At 68.9% G+C, this 15,563-nt stretch carries 15 protein-coding genes; 5 read left to right on the top strand and 10 right to left on the bottom strand.

Features of this window, described 5'->3' with window-relative positions; all coding sequences use genetic code 11:
- Window positions 1-45 precede the first annotated feature (45 nt).
- Together SACXIDRAFT_RS17265 and SACXIDRAFT_RS17270 are read right to left on the bottom strand one after the other, a co-directional pair.
- Window positions 46-1,824, bottom strand: coding sequence for a choline/carnitine O-acyltransferase (locus tag SACXIDRAFT_RS17265; protein WP_006239908.1), 1,779 nt, complete (start codon window positions 1,822-1,824; stop codon window positions 46-48).
- 56 nt (window positions 1,825-1,880) lie between these two features.
- Entirely contained in the window at window positions 1,881-2,759 is an 879-nt protein-coding gene (locus SACXIDRAFT_RS17270; RefSeq protein ID WP_006239909.1) for a HalD/BesD family halogenase, read from the bottom strand.
- Between the two features lie 389 nt (window positions 2,760-3,148).
- Between SACXIDRAFT_RS17270 and SACXIDRAFT_RS17275 the strand changes: the two genes are divergently transcribed.
- A complete protein-coding gene (locus SACXIDRAFT_RS17275) occupies window positions 3,149-4,528 on the top strand; it encodes a helix-turn-helix domain-containing protein (protein ID WP_006239910.1) in 1,380 nt (459 codons plus the stop codon).
- A gap of 502 nt (window positions 4,529-5,030) precedes the next feature.
- Here the strand turns inward: SACXIDRAFT_RS17275 and SACXIDRAFT_RS17280 are convergent.
- Window positions 5,031-5,486 (bottom strand): MarR family winged helix-turn-helix transcriptional regulator, encoded by a 456-nt coding sequence (locus SACXIDRAFT_RS17280; RefSeq protein WP_040922249.1) that lies wholly within the window; start codon window positions 5,484-5,486, stop codon window positions 5,031-5,033.
- Between the two features lie 59 nt (window positions 5,487-5,545).
- Window positions 5,546-5,860 carry a hypothetical protein gene (locus tag SACXIDRAFT_RS17285; protein WP_006239912.1) on the bottom strand — a complete coding sequence of 105 codons (315 nt, stop codon included), beginning with the start codon at window positions 5,858-5,860 and terminating at the stop codon, window positions 5,546-5,548.
- Between the two features lie 119 nt (window positions 5,861-5,979).
- On the opposite strand from SACXIDRAFT_RS17285, the gene SACXIDRAFT_RS17290 reads away from it, so the two are divergent.
- Both SACXIDRAFT_RS17290 and SACXIDRAFT_RS17295 read left to right on the top strand, forming a co-directional pair.
- Window positions 5,980-6,450, top strand: a complete 471-nt coding sequence (locus SACXIDRAFT_RS17290) for a hypothetical protein (RefSeq protein WP_006239913.1) — start codon at window positions 5,980-5,982, stop codon at window positions 6,448-6,450.
- Window positions 6,451-6,472: 22 nt separating this feature from the next.
- Window positions 6,473-7,768 (top strand): Dyp-type peroxidase, encoded by a 1,296-nt coding sequence (locus tag SACXIDRAFT_RS17295; protein WP_006239914.1) that lies wholly within the window; start codon window positions 6,473-6,475, stop codon window positions 7,766-7,768.
- Window positions 7,769-7,825: 57 nt separating this feature from the next.
- Here the strand turns inward: SACXIDRAFT_RS17295 and SACXIDRAFT_RS17300 are convergent, their stop codons facing one another.
- From SACXIDRAFT_RS17300 to SACXIDRAFT_RS17310, 3 genes are all read right to left on the bottom strand, one after another.
- Complete coding sequence (locus SACXIDRAFT_RS17300) at window positions 7,826-9,130, bottom strand: sialidase family protein (protein WP_006239915.1); 1,305 nt, start codon at window positions 9,128-9,130, stop codon at window positions 7,826-7,828.
- Window positions 9,131-9,320: 190 nt separating this feature from the next.
- The gene (locus tag SACXIDRAFT_RS17305; protein ID WP_006239916.1) at window positions 9,321-9,842 is read right to left on the bottom strand and encodes a hypothetical protein; all 522 of its coding nucleotides are present in this window, start codon (window positions 9,840-9,842) and stop codon (window positions 9,321-9,323) included.
- A gap of 208 nt (window positions 9,843-10,050) precedes the next feature.
- Window positions 10,051-11,004: an MBL fold metallo-hydrolase gene (locus SACXIDRAFT_RS17310; protein ID WP_006239918.1), complete on the bottom strand. Its 954-nt coding sequence runs from the start codon at window positions 11,002-11,004 to the stop codon at window positions 10,051-10,053.
- Between the two features lie 127 nt (window positions 11,005-11,131).
- Between SACXIDRAFT_RS17310 and SACXIDRAFT_RS17315 the strand changes: the two genes are divergently transcribed.
- The gene (locus tag SACXIDRAFT_RS17315; protein ID WP_006239920.1) at window positions 11,132-12,118 is read left to right on the top strand and encodes an ArsR/SmtB family transcription factor; all 987 of its coding nucleotides are present in this window, start codon (window positions 11,132-11,134) and stop codon (window positions 12,116-12,118) included.
- On the opposite strand, the gene SACXIDRAFT_RS17320 is transcribed toward SACXIDRAFT_RS17315, so the two are convergent.
- The 3 genes from SACXIDRAFT_RS17320 to paaI are packed head-to-tail and all read right to left on the bottom strand — an operon-like array spanning window position 12,115 to window position 14,514.
- Window positions 12,115-12,738, bottom strand: a complete 624-nt coding sequence (locus tag SACXIDRAFT_RS17320) for a TetR/AcrR family transcriptional regulator (RefSeq protein WP_006239921.1) — start codon at window positions 12,736-12,738, stop codon at window positions 12,115-12,117. The genes SACXIDRAFT_RS17315 and SACXIDRAFT_RS17320 overlap by 4 nt on opposite strands.
- Before the next feature lie 23 nt (window positions 12,739-12,761).
- Entirely contained in the window at window positions 12,762-14,108 is a 1,347-nt protein-coding gene (gene paaK, locus SACXIDRAFT_RS17325; RefSeq protein ID WP_006239922.1) for a phenylacetate--CoA ligase PaaK, read from the bottom strand.
- Between the two features lie 22 nt (window positions 14,109-14,130).
- Complete coding sequence (gene paaI / locus SACXIDRAFT_RS17330; RefSeq protein ID WP_050987035.1) at window positions 14,131-14,514, bottom strand: hydroxyphenylacetyl-CoA thioesterase PaaI; 384 nt, start codon at window positions 14,512-14,514, stop codon at window positions 14,131-14,133.
- 140 nt (window positions 14,515-14,654) lie between these two features.
- Between paaI and SACXIDRAFT_RS17335 the strand changes: the two genes are divergently transcribed.
- Window positions 14,655-15,518 (top strand): 3-hydroxyacyl-CoA dehydrogenase family protein, encoded by an 864-nt coding sequence (locus SACXIDRAFT_RS17335; RefSeq protein ID WP_006239924.1) that lies wholly within the window; start codon window positions 14,655-14,657, stop codon window positions 15,516-15,518.
- Window positions 15,519-15,563 lie beyond the last annotated feature (45 nt).

Genomic DNA, 15,563 nt, shown 5'->3' on the forward strand with positions numbered 1-15,563 from the left:
AGGCGGGGTGAGCGGCCGGAGGCACTCACCCCGCCTTCGCGCTGATCACGACTCGGGGTCGAGCAGATCCTCCAGCTCGTACACCGCTGTGGTGAGCTGGTCGGCGAACGAGGCCATCTCATCGGCCACCGAGGCCGGGGTGCTCAGGTAGATGTTGACGCGTTCGGGCAACAGCACGTACGCCACGCCGATGCAGTGGCTACTGGTCGAGCCGAAACCGAAGTACTGGATGTGCTCCGACGGCGCCGAGCTGGTGCTGAGGTAGTCGTCCCTCATCACCGTCCAGCCCGGCGTCGAGTACAGCGGCAGGTCGGGGCTCACGCCGAGTTCGGGGCGCCTGGTCGCGACGAGCTGGAGTTCCCACAGGTGCTGTTCGGGAGCCATCCCGGCCTGGCACTCCCGTGCCCGCTCCACGTGCTTGTCGGCCGCCTCCTTCAGCGCGGCCACACGCTCATCGACGTCGGCGTCCGGATCGTCCATCACCTCGACGAACCGCACTACCTCGGGGGTGACCACCCGCATCGCCTCGGTGCGTCCCGCCCGGTACTGGCGGGTGGCGATGGACTCGTAGGTTGCGCCGACGAAACCCTTGGCACGGTTGTGAGCAAGCTGGTAGGCCAGCTGCATGAAGGCGTCGGGGGACATGCCGAGCCGCTTGATGCGGCCGGAACCCATGTCGTCGAACGACACCAGCGCCGAGGCCGTCGCCGCGGCGTAGTCGGCGAACGCGCTCGCCGAGGCAGGCACGTCGGATTTCACCGTGTCGTCGAGCGTGAACTCCACGGGGCCGACCGACGGTGTTCCCGCAGGCGAGCGGTCGGCGAGTTCCGTCGTGAGCACCGTATCGACGAACGACAGCACCGTGGTGCCGTCGAGCCCGCAGTGCTCGATGTTGATGCCTGCCGTGCCGTCGGCGAACACGACGAACGACACCGATTTGTCGAACCAGCGGTTGCCGCTGTCACCGTGCAGCAGGTGGTCGCACGCATCCTTGACATCCGACGGAGTGTGGTCGTCGAGGCACACGCAGAACAGCGCGGTCTCCACGGTGTCGAATGCCTCGGCGTTGCCGTCGAGTCGTCGCAGCGCCTCCCTGGTCTCGGCCCACTCGGCGCGTGCCTTGGTGGTGAGGTGACCCACCGCGTACTCGGCGGGTGTGTCGCCCGCGTCGAGGATCGCGCGCAGACCGTCTTCGAGGTCGGCCACCGAATGAGGTGTGCCGCCGGGGCTCAGCACGTCCATACGGAAGACGTTGCCCTTGCGGAACACGACGATGTGCCGCGCGGGAGAGGGGCCTGGCTCCGCGTCGCTGTACGGCGCGCGGACGGTGTCCTGCTGCCTGCCGGGGATGCGGGTGGTGGAGAACAGGTACCGGACCTGTTCCATCGACAGTGGCCTGCCCCGCTGCACCACCGGTGGAATCTGTTCGGTGTCGAGCCGCAGCTTGTACTCCACTGTGGACGCGATCAGTCGGGCCGCCCTCGCCTCTTGACCGTGCTCGGACGGCTGGAAGAGGAAGAAGAAGTTGGCGTTGAGGGCGATGCGGTCGCGCCTGCCGAGGTAGCGGGAAGGCCAGAACAGGTCGAGCCAGCTGCGAGTGCCCTCGGCGTTGTCGAACTCCTCCAGCGCGGCGTGCAGGGTGCGGGCGGGGCTGTCGTCGCCAACGAACTCGGCCACCGCCTTCTCCGTGACGGCCCGCTGCTCGTCGTCCAGCAGCGGAGCGCACCACTCGAGGAACCGGGAGCAACTGTCCTCAAGGCTCGGCAGCGGCACGCGGGGGAGCTGGTCCTCGTAGGCGAACGTGGTCGGATCGGTGTGGGTCACGGTGTCCTCGGAGTTTCTCGGAGTTTGCTCACGTCGGTCTGTCGTGTTGTCGCGGGTCAGTCCAGCAGCCGGTCGCTCCTGACGGCTCGCCCCTCGGCCGCGACGTGGGTTTCGGTGACGCGGCCGAAGAGCTGGCGGGTGCGGGCGATACTGCCCACCACACCGGGCTTCGCGCTGTAGGCGAAGATCGCCGTGTGCCGTTCGGTCTCGCCCTCGACGGGGGTTACCCGATGCAGGGCGAAGCGGCCCCGGAACAGTTGCAGATCGCCGGTGCGCAGCGGCAGGCTGCGCACCAGGTGCCGCCCTTCACCGTTCAACACGGCGCGGACGTCGGCCGCGTTCTCCTCGTCCCGCGTGCGGATACCGGGGCAGTACTCGAAAACACCACCTGCGTCGGGTGCCTGGGTGAGGAGGGACACGGCGAACTCGTTGGTGTCGAAGTGCCACGGGTGGTCCATACCGGGACGCACAACGTTGAGCACCAGCGCGGCGAGCGGGTCAGCGAGTTCGTGGATCTCACCAAGCCCGAAGCAGGCGGCGAGGAAGCCTTGCAGGTGCGGGTCGGTGTAGAGCCGGTGAATGATCGTCTCGGCTGGGATGCGGTCGCGGGCGACGAAGGCGTTGCGGCGCCGCAGCGTGATCCGTGCGGGGTGGTCGTGGGGAAACTCCGTCTCGACGCGTTCTCTCGGAAGGTTGTAGGCGTTGACGGTCTCGGCGTCGTAGTGCGCGAGCGGTGCCATCGCCGCACCTTCCCTGCGCAGGGTGTCGTGGTGGGCGGGGCGGACGAAGTCGCTCAGCACGCTACAGCCGTCGCGGGCGAGGTCGGCCCGCACCGTCTCGACCGCGTCGAGCCAGGCGCGGCTTCCGGGGTGGGACAGCGGATACCGCTGCGTGTCCACCACCTGCTCGACCGCCGGGGCGACAGATGCGCTCATGGGGTTTCCTCTCCACACGCCGATGCCGTCGGGCAGCTCAACGAACTGTAGACCAATCGGTTACCGACTGTGGCGGAGATCAACCTCACGCGACGGGGTGCGTGCTCCGGGGAAGCACGGACAGCGGCTCGTGGAAAGGCTGGCAGAAGTACCGATGCCGAGGAGTGGCGGTCGGTGCGTGGTCACTCCTGCCAGCCTGCCGGCCCGGGGGAGGTCGGAGGTGGTTCCACCGGACCGGATGCGATCGACGCTAGAACGTGGTCGGCGGTCAGGGGAAGGGAATGTGCCAGTGCGGCACAGGTTGTGCCATTCAGGCAAAACCCCTTCACACCGTGGCAGGTTGACTACTCTGGTTCCACCAACTGTGCATGGAGTGTCGGGGGTGCGCTGTGCCGGAGGGGTGGTCGTCCTCTCTGTGGGACGCCGCGAGCCGAGGAGACTACGCGGCCGTGCTGCGCCGTGCGCGCGAGGAACTCGGCTGGTCTCAGGGCAGGCTCGGCGAGAAGTTCGGCTGTTCCGCCTCCACGATCTCTCGTTTCGAGAACGGCCGAAGGGGACTTCGTGATGTCGCCGTGTTGCGCAGGTTCGCCACCGTTCTCGGACTTCCGGCCGAAGCGTTCGGGCTCACCACGGCACAGCGAGCACAGCATGATCGGCCTGTCGCCACGGGAGCGCCGACGCGGATCTCTAGGGTGAACACCGATCGGGGCCAGGAAGGGGACGGTCACGTGCGACGACGTGCATTCCTGCTCGCGGCGGGACTCGCGGGCACCGCGGTGACCGCACCCGGCGCCTTCGCCTCGGCGGGAACCGAGATCGATCCTGCGGCGTTTTTAGCCGCCCGGCTGGAAAGCGTCCTGCTCGACCCCGCCGAGCCGGAACCCGGCACTGCGTCACCTGCCGCCGTGCACACGGCGCTGGCGTCCGCACGGGAGACGTTCCACGCCTGCCGGTATGTCGAACTCGCCACCCACCTGCCCGAATTGATTACCAGGACGGAAGCGTTGCTGCGGCGGCGAGGGGATGCCCCGGCGGCGCGGCTGGTGGCCTCGTCGTACAACCTCGCGACGCGGGCACTGCTGAAGCTGGAGGCGAGCGGACTGGAATGGGTCTCGGCCGACCGGGCCCTGCGCGCCGCGTCCGACGCCGACGATCCGCTCGTGCTCGCCGAGGCGACGCGCCTGCTCGGCTCGGTGTGCCGCAGGGCAGGGCACCACGAGCGCGCGCGGACACTCACGTTGAGCGCGGCGGAACAGCTGCGGATCGGGGGCGCAGACCCCGACCCCCGGCATCTCGCGCTCCACGGGGTGCTGCTGTGTTCCGCCGGATACGCGGCCGCGCGCGGCGGTGACAGCGACCGCGCGACGGACCTCCTCGACGAGGCCGACGCCACCGCGCAGCGCCTTTCCGCGCATCCGGCGCAGCGGGCCGCGCTGTCGGCCAACGTGGTGAGCCACCGGGTTTCCGCGCATTACGTGCTCGGCAACGCGGGCACCGCGCTGCACCATTCGCAGGCCGCCCGCCTCGGCGAGTTCCCCGATACCGAACGCCGTGCGCGCTTCCTCGTGGACGTGGCGCTGTGCCTCGCTCAGTGGGACAAACCCGAACGCGCGTTCCAGACCCTGCTCGCCGCGGAACGTGCCGCGCCGGGCGAGGTACGCACCCGTGCGGCGGTCCGCAGGCTGGTGTCGGATCTGCTTCACCACCCTCGGCAGGCGGCCTTGCCCGGCATCCGCAGGCTTGCGGCGCGAACCTACGCGCTGGATTAACAACGGCCTGGCAGCCGTGTCCGCAGTTCCCGCACGCGTGTCCGCAGTTCCTGTACGCGTGTCGGCACTTCCCGCACCCGGATCCGCAGCGGACCCGAGGCTTCGCCCTTCGCCCTTGCCCTTAGCCCTTAGCCGTTCGCCCTGAGCTTCGGACAAGCGAGGTGCCCGTGCTGATCGGTTAGCCACTCGCCATCCTGCGGCGCCGCTCGTGCTGGAGCGCACGCCGCTCGGACCGTCTGTGGCGCTCGCCGACGAACTGTGCGGGCTCCTCGCCTCGTCCGGTGTCCCCGCCGACGACGTTCTGGGACGTGCGTACGCGATCACGGCGACGGTGGCGGGGCACGCCATCGCTTTCGAGAACGCACGTGGTGCGGGCCAGGGTTACGAGGCGGTGGACCTGTCCTCGTCGCCACACCTCGCCGCGGCTGTCAGCCGGTTCGCGGGTGAGGCGGCCGGAGGTCGTCCGCCGCGGCGTGATGTCGTTGGCGGGCGTGACGGCGCGTTAGTCCGCGCTCTCCTGAGGCGACTCGGCGAACGCGCTGAGCACGGCGCCTGCGATCCGTTGCTGCACAGGATCGGCGTCGGTGCCGAAAAGCCGCTCGTCAACCGTCGTCACCGCTTCCATCGCCGCGCGCAGCAGTTGCCGTCCCGCCGGGGTCACCTCGATGGCCGATCGTGCTCCCGCGCGAGCCCGGTTGTCGCGCACGAGTCCCGCGTTCACGAGCCCCTTGACGGCGGAGTGGACGTTCTGCACCGACGTGCCAGCCATACGGGCCAGGTCGCTGAACGACACCCCCGGCACGGCCGCGATGTGCCCGAGCAGTCCGAGTCTGCTCACCGTCAGCTCCAACGGGGCGAGGGCAGAATTCAGTTCGCCCTCGATGCGGCGGGCCAGGCTCAACAGGATGACGGACACACTGGTCACAGGTGGCTCACGGCGCTTGTCCTCGGTGCTCACCTCCCCAGTCTCGCCCACCACCGCCCGCGCGCGGCGACGGTGGGTGGTGGGAGACCTGGTCAGGCGGCTGGTTCCTCGGCGGTCGCCGTCTCGCTGCCCAGCCGCCGGGCTTCCTTCGGCACCAGCGTCAGCGCGCAGATACCGCCGATCACGGGCAGCGCGACGAGAACCCGCGTTCGCGTGCGCAAGCCCCTGGTGAGCAGGGCGATGACGGCCACGCTCAGGTAGGCCGCTCCGTGAACCGGGCCCATGACGGAGGTGACGCCGTCGGCGTGGACCGTGGCCAGGTTGGTCAGCAGAACGGCCAGAGAGAGCAGCTCCAGCAACGAGAGCGCCGTGAGCGCCGTGATCGTTCCTCGGGTGGGGGCCGACATGGTTTCACTCCGTAAGTCAAGTTGGCTGAATCCCTTTATACAGGGCGAAATTGCTCACGTTCAATTGGGTTGAAACTTTCTGCTACCGTGGCGACGTTGGTTGGTGACAGGGAGAACCCATGCAAAGTGTGTTGCTGTCGGTGCACGTCCTTGCCGGAATCCTGTTCGTCGGCGGCTCGGCCGTGGCGGTGAGCCTGTTCCCGCGTTACGCCAGGCCCGTGCCCGCCGACGGCGGCGGCGGCGAAGACGGCGGCGGCGAAGAGAAGGGAAGCGGGGGCAATCGTGCCGTCGCGCTCCTGCTGCATCGCATCACCCGCGTGTACGGGGCGCTGGGGCTCATCGTCCCGACGGTCGGCATCGTGCTCGCGCTGACGCAGGACAGGATGACCGAGGTCTGGGTGGTGACCGCGATGGTGCTCACCGCGGTGGCCGGTGGCCTGCTGGCGTTGCAGATCTATCCGCGACAGCGAGACGCGCTCGCCTCGTCGGCGGAGCCCGGTGAGCTGCGCACACTCAAGATGCTCTCCGGCATTTTCAATCTGCTGTGGACTGTCGTGGTCGTGCTGATGATCGTGCGGCCCGGTGCGTGACGGCATGGAGAAGGGGAAGCGAATGTCGGTCGGAAAGAAGAAGGGCGAGGTACCGAGGCGCGCGTTCGTCAATTCGGTGCTCGTCACGGCAGGCGCGGCCACGGCGGCGGGTGCCCTCGCGGGTTACGGGCTGGCCGAACCCGCTGCGGGCACGGAACCGGCGAAGGAGATCGTGCCGTTCTATGGCAAGCACCAGGCCGGAATCGCGACGAGGCAACAACGGAACGCGACGTTCCTCGCCGCCGATCTCGCCTCCCGTGACGTCGCGACGCTGCGGCGGTTGCTGGACGAACTGACACTCACGGCGGCGGCCCTGACCCGGGGGGATCCTCCTCCTGAGCGGGACTCGGGAGTGAAGGGGACCTCGTCCCTCACCGATTTCGGCACGGGATTGCCTCCCGCGAGGCTCACCGTGACGGTCGGCCTCGGGCCCGCCGTGTTCGCGATTCCGGAACTGGCCGCTCGCAGGCCCCGCCACCTCACGCCGCTGCCGATCTTCGACGGTGACGCGCTGAATCCGTGGTGGTGCGGTGGGGATGTTCTCATCCAGATCTGCGCCGACGATCCGCAGATCGTGAGCCACGCCGTGAGGTCGCTGCGAGCGCGGATGCCCGGCCTCGCGACGCTGCGCTGGACTCAGTACGGCTTCCTCAGCACTCCTCCGGACGGCGGAACACCGCGCAACATGTTCGGCCACAAGGATGGGACGGCAAACCCGAAGCCGGGGACGCCCGCGTTCGACGACATCGTGTGGGCGCGATCGCCGGAGGAGCCGGAGTGGTTCGCTGGCGGAACCTACCTGGTCTTCCGCAAGATCCGTATGAAGACGGCCGAATGGGACCTCACCCCGCTGGACGAGCAGGACCGGGTCATCGGAAGGCGGCGATCGGACGGCGCTCCGCTTGGTGCATCGGCCGAGTTCGACCCGGCCGACCTGACAGCCCGCGCGCCGGACGGCAAGCTCGTCATCCCGGCCGACGCCCACATCCGGCGGGCGTCCGGCATGCCCATGCTGCGCCGTGGCTACACCTACGACTACGGGATCGTCGGTGGCGAATCACACGAGCACGGCGAGGGCACCGGCGAGCACGGCCACGGGGACGGCCACAAGAACCACTCGCGGCTGGACGCCGGGCTGCTGTTCTGCTGCTACGTGCGGGACCCGGAGAAGCAGTTCGTCGAGACACAACGGATGCTCGCGGAGAAGGACCGGCTCAACGACTTCATCGAGCACACGGGGAGCGCGATCGTCGCGGTCCCGCCCGGCGCCCGCGAAGGACAGAGCCTCGCGGAGGGGCTCCTCAGGGGTCTCGGGTGAGGTGCTGACAGCGGGTTCAATCGGGATTCAGCCGGTTGCGGCAGGCTCGAACCGCCGTCAACAGGCGCAGCCGTGCAGGATCCAGGAGAGGTTGAACTTCCGGAACACGATGGAGCGTGCCGAGGTTCTGTCGCCGACGTCGAGGTTGCTCTCCACGAGCGCGCCGATGCGGTAGTCGGAGGTCTTGGCCATGCTGGAGTAGCCACCTTCGGTGCCCGCTCCCGGCGCTGAGGGGCCGTCGCTGAGCGGGCGGCTCACCGGCCAGGTGCGGGCGCCGTCGTAGCTGAGGCGCACCCGCATCTTGGTACGGACCTCGGTGCTCGCCGAGTTGAGGAAGATCGTGCGCGCAGGCGCGTCGTTGTTGTACTGAAGGACGGATGCCTGGTTCTTCGGATCGAGCAGCGTGTCGTCCGGCGTGAACGGTGCGAATCCGCTGTCGAGGCCGCCCCTCGCGACGAACCGCCGTTTGGCGATCTCGGCCCACGTCGTTCCGCCGGGCCTGTCGTTGCGGTACAGGGTTCCGTCGGCGAGTTCGGTGATCGTCGCCTCGCCGGTTCCCTCGGCGAGCTTTTGCACCTTCCAGGTCCGGCCGTGGTCGGTGCTGTAGATGTTGCGGTGCTGGGCGGGGATCACAAGCGCACCGCCTGACGTGTAGAGACCGGCGCCCGGCCCCATCGCGTCCCAGGCCCACGTGCTGCCGTCGGCCTTCGTTTTCGGCAGGAGCGCTTCGGTGAGGTCGGTGGGCCGCGAGGAGCCGTCGAGCCCGGTGAAGGTCAGGCCGTCGTCGGTGCTCTTCATGGCGTACACGCGCCGCTCGCCCCACTGCCGGATCGGGGACGTCGGCTCACCGGTGTCGGGGTTGGTGCCGCCGCCGAGGCTCTTGTCCGCCGCGTTCCAGGACAGGAAGAGCCAGATGGTGCCGGTGGCGCGGTCCACGACGGGGGTCGGGTTGCCCCAGGTGCCCATGCCTGCGCCGACGGCTTCCTTGAGCCCGGACCAGTCAGAAGCCTTCGAGCCGTTGTTCACGCCGCGCTTGTAGACGAGGTTGATGTTGCCGTGGTCCTGGTTGCTCTTCACCCTGCCTTCCGCGAAAGCGAGCAGGGTGCCCGCGTTGGTGCGCACGATCGCGGGAATGCGGAACGAGTGGTAGGTGATCCCGTTCAGGCTTTCGCGGTGCCCGCCCTGAAAGAGCACGTAGGCGGTGTGCTGCTGTGGTGCGTCCATCGCGGGGTCGTCAACGGTGCTGAAGTGCGGAGTGGCCTGAGTGTTCTGAGGCGCCGCGGTCGCGGTCGTCGCCGGTAACGCGGCGACGAGCGCGAGCGCGGCCGAGGCAAGCAGGCTCCTACGACGGAACGGTGTCACGGCGCTCTCCCCAGGTCGAATCGCACGGCGGGCGAAGCGTAGCGAGCGGGAGTCTGCAAGATCAACGGTTACCGCACCGGTGCACACCACCGGCGCAACGTGCGGCGAGAAGGCCCCTCGCTGTCCGTTGTAGACGAACCGGCGACTTCGGTCGGGACCGTTCGCCGAACGCGGGCTGACGTCGTGTGCTTCAGCCGGTGCCGTGCCGCGCGGGCGTTTCCCGGAACAGCGGCCCCGCGTAGTGGCGCAGCGCCTTTGTCAGTGCCTCGGGAGGCTCGGTCAGATCGCCGAGACTCACCACGGGGAACCCGACGGCGCCGTCCCTGGTGATCGCCCGCTCGGCCGGAAGCCCGGGAACCGGCCCCTTGGGCCACACGATGAGATAGGGGTCCTTGTCCTGCTCGCCCGGCTTGGGTTCGATGGTGACCGCGTCGAACACCTGCCACGGCACCGGGTCCGGCAGGCTCACCCGCTCCCGCCGGTTGCGCACCCGCAGCCCGTACTCGTCGATGCGCAGCTTCAGGGGCACGAGCGTGGCGACCAACCCCAGCAGGCCCATGAGCAGCACGAACGGCGCAAGAATGAGGATGAGACTCGTTCGCCGTCCCCCCTCGCCAAGCAACCAGCCGACGAACAACACCGTGCCGACGGCCCCGACCACGATCAGCCCCAGCGAGAACCAGGTCAGTGTTCTCGATTTGCGGAATTCCACGTTCCTCCCCAGGATCGTGCGCGCTGGTTCCTGCGCGTCACCGGCATTCTAGGAAGTAACTCGCGTTTCGGAGGCGGGTTCGCTCAAGTCGTGTCCGCACTTCCTGCACGCGTGTCCGCACTTCCCGTACGGGCGGGCGGCACGGTGTGCGGCGGACACCGTGCCGCCGCCGGCGAGCGCGGGGTTGTACATGTTCGGGCGTTCCTGCTCAGCACCCGCCTTCGTCGGCACGGACGAACGGCCGGGTCAGGTGTGCGGTCGCCAGCCACGTCGGTCTGCGCCGCGTGTCGTCGAGGAGGGCCAGCCTCGTCCTGCGCGCCACAACCTCGTCGGCCTCGAAGCGGTAGGACACCTCGGGCTCCACGAGCTGAACGGCGTGCACGAGGACGTCTCCCGTGATCACCACCCGGCTATCGGACCCGTGGACCAGCACCGACTGATGCCCCGGCGTGTGTCCCGGGGTGGGCAGTGTCGAGACCGCTCCTCCGCGAGCGCGACCGAGGCAGACCTCGCCGTCCACAGCGTCGAGTTGCCCGGTCCGCCGCAACGGTTCCACCACGTACGACAGCACCACGTCGTCACCTGCCCGCTCCAACGCCTCGATCTCGGTTCGCTGGACGACGTAGCGCGCGTTGGGGAAGTACGGAACGCCATCGGGGGACACCGACCAGCCGAAGTGGTCCTCGTGCAGGTGGGTCAGCACCACGAGCCGCACGTCGTCGCGTGCGATCCCGGCCTCGGCCAGCCGGTCGAGGAGGACCCCGGGCACGGGAGCCCACGACTTCGCCGGGCTTGAGGCAGGGCCGACTCCCGCATCGACGAGCGCGACACCACCGAGGGGGAGGCGCACGGCGAAGCAGCGGAAGTCGAGGTTCCACGCACCGTCGGGGCCGAACGCGCCGGGATCGACCCGCTCGGCCCTCGCCCACACCTCGTCGGTGGCCGCCCCGAACGATTCACGGAGGGGCAGGAAGAAGGGGCCGTGTGCGTCGAGCAGCGCGATGATCTCGAACGGCCCCGCCTGCCTGGTGGCGAAGCCTGCCGCCCGTGCCGCCGTCCGCACCGATGCCGTGGCCGTGGCCGTGGTGGTGCCGAGTGCCGTGCTCAGTCCGGCGGCCACGCCACCGAGAAGGACAACACGCCTGCGTACCGGTTTCGTCATGACCGCCTCCGAACGGGTCTGGGATGCTGCACGGCGAAGTCGAGCAGACCAACGATCATTCGAGCGAGAGATTCGACGATCCTCGAATCGGCGCCAGGATCGGTGTGAACCGGCGGAAGGTGGCGTCATGCTGACCCTGCACGTGGGACCGGAACCTTTCGCGCGGTCGCGTTTCGCGGTGTCCAGGCTCGCTGAGTTGTCATGTGCGCTGGAGGTGCTGACGCATCCGGACAGGGCGCCGTTCGCGGTCGGCTGGGTGCGATCGGTTCGGCCGAGGCTCGATCCGGAGTCCGTCGCCCTGGTGTTCGCGCTGGTGGAGCCCGACGGCTGCTATGTTCCCGACTTCCTCGTCCCCGCACCCGCCGGATACGAACCGGCGTTGGACTCGGAACTGGCGGCCGTGGCGGCGACACCGCCCGAGGTGGTCGGCCACCAGCTCGCTCGCGCGTTCGGCACCCGGCTGCCTCGCGCGGTCGCCGAAGTGCTCGCGAGTGGAGGGGAACGCGCTGTGGCCGAGGTGGCCGCCGACCAGTTGCGACGCTGCTGGGACGCAGTCCTCGCCGAGTCGTGGCCCGCCCTGCGCCGCGTGCTCGACGAGGATGTCCGCCATCGGGCCGCCCGCGCGGCGAGAGAGGGGTTCGGCGGCATCCTCGACGGCCTGCATCCGACCCTGAACTGGGACGGCGCGAGGCTGACCCGAGCCACCCCCTACGAGGCGACGGTGGACGTGCGGCCGGGGCTGATCCTGCTTCCCTCGGTGTTCCTGCCGTGGCCCGCACTGTGGAACGGAACCCCGGAGCAAGTCCTGATCGGCTACCCGGCGCGGGGCAGAGGCACCGTCTGGTCGCCGCCAGCCACGTCACCCGCGTCCGTACCCGGCACCCCGGCCCTCGGTCCCCGCCGCCTTGCCCTGCTGTCGGACCTGACGACCGCTCGCTCGACGTCGGAACTGTCGTCCCGGCACACGCTCAGCCCCGCCACCGTGTCGTACCACCTGGCGCGCCTGCGCTCCGACGGCCTCGTCGTGAGCCGAAGGGAAGGACACAGCGTGCTGTACACGGCCACGGAACGCGGATTCGCCCTGCTGGCTGTGCTGGCGGACGACGCGGGTTAGGTCGCGTCGTCCGCGCGGATCCGCAGACCGTCGAACGCCACGGTGGCCACGGCGTCGGCGAGTGCGTCCGCACCGACGCCCCGGCGCGGCCGATACCACTCGACCAGCGAATTCACCATGCCGAACAGCAGCCTCGCCGAGGTGGCTGGGTCCACGTCGGGCCGCAGGTCGCCGTCCGCGGCGGCCTTGCTCACCAGGTCGGTGACGATCTGGTCGAACTCCCTGCGGCGCGCGAGCGCGTCGCGCTCCACCTGGCTGTTGCCGCGCACCCGCAGCAGCAGGGTCACGAACGGCAGCTGCTCGACGAGGACACCGACACTGGCCCGCACCAGGTGCTCCAGCTTGTCGATGGCCTTTCCCTCGACCGCGTCGAGCGCGTCCACCTCGGCGAAGAGGCCGTCGAGTCCTTGGTTCACGGCGAGCCGGAGCAGCTCCTCCTTGCTCCGCACATGGTGGTAGATCGCCGACTTCGTGATGCCGAGCTTGCGGGAGAGGTCCTCCATGCTGGTGCCGTCGTAGCCGCGCTCGTTGAACAGCTCGACCGCAACCGCGAGCAGCGACTCGAGGTCGTAGCCCGGCCTGCCTCGCCTTCCGGGCCTCCTCGGCGGTGTGTCGGTCATGGCGACATTATCCCCCGGCCCGCTCAGGAGTCCTTTCGTCGGTCGATGACGCGCCTGAGCTTGCCGACGGAGCGTTCGAGCGTCTCGGGCTCGACGATCTCGACCTCGACGCTGACACCGACGTCGTTCTTGACCTTGGCGACGATCTCGGCCGCCGCGGCGTCGCGCCGGTCGGCAGGGGTGCCGGTTTCGGACTCCACCAGCACGGTCATGCGATCCATGCGGTCCTTGCGGCTCAGCCGGATCTGGAAGTGGGGCGCGAGACCGTCGGTGGCGAGCACGATCTCCTCGATCTGGGTCGGGAAGACGTTGACGCCCCGCAGGATGATCATGTCGTCGCTGCGGCCGGTGACCTTGTCCATCCTCCGGAAGGCGGGGCGCGCGGTGCCGGGCCGCAGCGCGGTGAGGTCGCGGGTGCGGTACCGGATCACGGGCATGGCCTGCTTGGTGAGCGAGGTGAACACGAGTTCCCCTGTCTCACCGTCGTCGAGCACGACAGAGTCGAGTGGATCGACGATCTCGGGGTAGAAGTGGTCCTCCCAGATGTGCAGGCCGTCCTTGGTCTCGACGCACTCCTGTGCGACACCGGGGCCCATCACTTCGGAAAGACCGTAGATGTCAACGGCGTCGATGTTCGCCCGCTGTTCGATCTCGCGGCGCATCTGCTCGGTCCACGGCTCGGCTCCGAAGATGCCGACCTTGAGCGAGCTGGTGCGCGGATCGATGCCCTGACGCTCGAACTCGTCGAGCAGCGTGAGCATGTACGACGGCGTCACCATGATGATCTCGGGCTTGAGGTCGGTGATCAGCTTCACCTGCCGTGCGGTCATCCCGCCCGACGCGGGAATCGTCGTGCAGCCGAGCTTCTCCGCGCCGTAGTGGGCACCGAGGCCGCCGGTGAAGAGGCCGTAGCCGTAGGCGACGTGCACCGTGTCGCCAGGCCGCCCGCCCGCGGCGTGGATCGACCGTGCGACCACGGAAGCCCAGGTGTCGAGGTCTTCCTCCGTGTAGCCGACGATGGTCGGCGTTCCGGTGGTTCCACTCGACGCGTGGATGCGCCGCAGCCGCTCCTTCGGAACGGCGAACATGCCGTACGGGTAGTTGTCGCGCAGGTCGTGCTTGGTGGTGAAGGGGAACTTCGCGAGGTCGCTCAGCTCCTTGCAGTCACCGGGATGCACGCCTGCCTCGTCGAACTTCTTGCGGTAGAACGGCACGTTGTCGTAGGCGTGCTGAAGAGTCCACTGAAGACGCTTCAGTTGGAGGGCGCGCAGTTCGTCCTTCCCGAGCCGCTCGGGGAGGAACAGCTCACCCTCGGCCGGTGCCCTTTCGGGATGCCGGGCCGGGGGCACGTCGCTGTGCGTGATGGTCATGCCGGAACTCTCCTCGGTGCTGTCAGATCGTGCCGACCGTGCGGCTTCGTCCCCGGAACTCCGCGATCACGTCGCGCCCTTCGGCCGTCTCGCGGTGCACGGTGACGTCGTAGATGCCGTTGCGGCCGTAGCGGGTGCGTTCCTCTGCGGTGGCGACCAGTTCGTCACCGAGCCTTGCGCTGGCGACGAACGAGATGTCGGCTCCCGCAGCGACTGTGATCGGTCCGTAGCTGTTGCAGGCGTGCGCGAAGGTGGTGTCGGCGAAGAGGAATATGTACCCGCCGTGGGCGATGCCGTGCCCGTTGACCATCTGCTCCGTCACCCTCATGCGGGCGACGGCCTGACCGTCCCACGCCTTGAGAATGGTGATCCCCAAGGTCGCCGACGCGACATCGGCGTCGAGCATGGCTTTCGCCGCATCCGAAAGGGCCGGCTCGGGTTCCACCACGTCAGGCACACCGCCTTGCTAACTGACCGAATGGACGGTAAATAAGTGGACTCAGTAAAGCCAGCGGGTGTTCGGGTGTCAAGAGGTAGGAGACCACGGTGGACGAAGTGACGGCGGTACCCGATTCGGTCGCGGTGATCGGCGGAGGTCGGATGGGCGCGGGAATCGCGCAGGTGTTCGCCGCGTCGGGGGCGGCCGTGTCGGTCGTGGAGGGTGATGAGTCCTCGGTCGCCGCGGCGCGGCAGCGGGTCGCCGACGGGCTGGCCAAGGCGGCCGAGCGGGGGAAGCTGGCCGAGGAGCCCTCGGTGGTGCTCGACCGCGTCGCCGTGTTCGCGGACCTCGCGCGGGTGCCTCGGGACGTCGCTCTGGTGGTCGAGGCGGTTCCCGAACGGCCCGAACTGAAGGTGGACGTGCTCACCAGGGCCGAGAAGGTCGTCTCGGAAAGCACCGTGCTGGCCACCAACACCAGCTCCCTGTCCATCGCGGAACTCGGTGCGGCGCTGCGTGAGCCCGGCCGGTTTCTCGGCATGCACTTCTTCAATCCGGTGCCGGCGTCGAAGCTCGTCGAGGTCGTGACGGCGCCGGAGACCGGGGCCGAGGTGACCGATTCGGTCCGCGGGTGGGTTCGCGCGCTGGGCAAGACCGACGTCGTGGTGCGTGACTCTCCCGGGTTCGCGACGAGCAGGCTCGGCGTGCTGCTCGGGCTCGAAGCCATCCGGATGCTGGAGGAGGGTGTCGCCGACGCCGAGGCGATCGACACCGCCATGGAACTCGGCTACCGGCATCCGATGGGGCCGCTGCGCTCCACCGACCTCGTCGGGCTCGACGTGCGGCTCGCCATCGCCGAGTACCTGCACTCCACGCTGGGTGAGCGCTTCGCTCCTCCGAAACTGCTGCGCGACAAGGTCGCCGCAGGGGAACTCGGGCGCAAGAGCGGGCGTGGCTTTCACGACTGGAGCTGACCGGAGCGGGTCCTTCCGCGAGGGGCAGCTCCACGCTACGATAAC

The organism is Saccharomonospora xinjiangensis XJ-54 (genome assembly GCF_000258175.1).
Lineage (GTDB): Bacteria > Actinomycetota > Actinomycetes > Mycobacteriales > Pseudonocardiaceae > Saccharomonospora > Saccharomonospora xinjiangensis.